The sequence below is a fragment of the Paenibacillus plantiphilus genome, from assembly GCF_927798095.1.
GTDB lineage: Bacteria > Bacillota > Bacilli > Paenibacillales > Paenibacillaceae > Paenibacillus_Z > Paenibacillus_Z plantiphilus.
Genome location: NZ_CAKMMF010000080.1, coordinates 1 through 778 on the forward strand (window position 1 = coordinate 1; position 778 = coordinate 778).

The 778-nt window shown below is 47.9% G+C and carries 2 protein-coding genes; both read left to right on the top strand.

All coding sequences use genetic code 11. From position 1 onward, the window contains the following. Nucleotides 1-354 (top strand): transposase (locus L6H65_RS26420; protein ID WP_236347767.1); only part of this gene is annotated, 354 nt, incomplete at its 5' end. 47 nt (nt 355-401) lie between these two features. After that, nucleotides 402-778: IS3 family transposase (locus tag L6H65_RS26425; RefSeq protein WP_236347770.1), on the top strand; the 377-nt coding region annotated here is incomplete at its 3' end.

The following is a 778-nucleotide window of genomic DNA, read 5'->3' on the forward strand; positions in this document are numbered from 1 at the left end:
TGGACACCTCGTAACGTTGGACAGATAATAATCCTAATAAAAGGTGAGGTGTTCACAATGGGGAAAACGAGGCAGCATTATAACGACGAGTTTAAATTGCAGACGGTGAAATACATTCAAGAGCAAACGAAGACGATCCCTCAGATAGCGGAAGAACTTAACATCCCGGAAGGCACGTTGCAACAGTGGATGACGAGACATCGCAAATTCGAGAACGAGCCTCTACTCACGCCAGAAACACTGCGGGAAAAAGAGCGTAAAATCGAAAGCCAAGCCAAAGAGATCGCAGGTCTTCAGGAGGAGATCGAGATTCTAAAAAAGGCTATGCACATCTTCAGCAAAGAAAAGAACTGAAGTTCCAATTCATTGCCGATCACCGCTCCAATTTCGCAATGGAGAAGATGTGCAACGTTCTCGGAGTGTCCAAGAGCGGCTACTACAAATGGGCGCAAGAAAAGAACAATGAAAATAGCTACCAGTTGCGGCGCAAAACGTTACTGGCACGGATTATCTGGCTGTTTCTCGACGCTCGCAAGCGGTATGGCAGCCCTAAAATCACCCGACTTCTGCGGCGCGAAGGATGGACCGTATCTGAGCGCTTGGTAGGCAAAATCATGAGTGAGCATGGTCTGCGATCCTGTGTATCCAAGAAGTTCAAAGTGACGACGACTGACTCCAACCATACGAATCCCATTGCGCCTAACATACTCAACCAGAACTTTGCCACAACAGCTCCGAACAAAGTGTGGGTGACGGACATCACGTACATTCCTTGCCG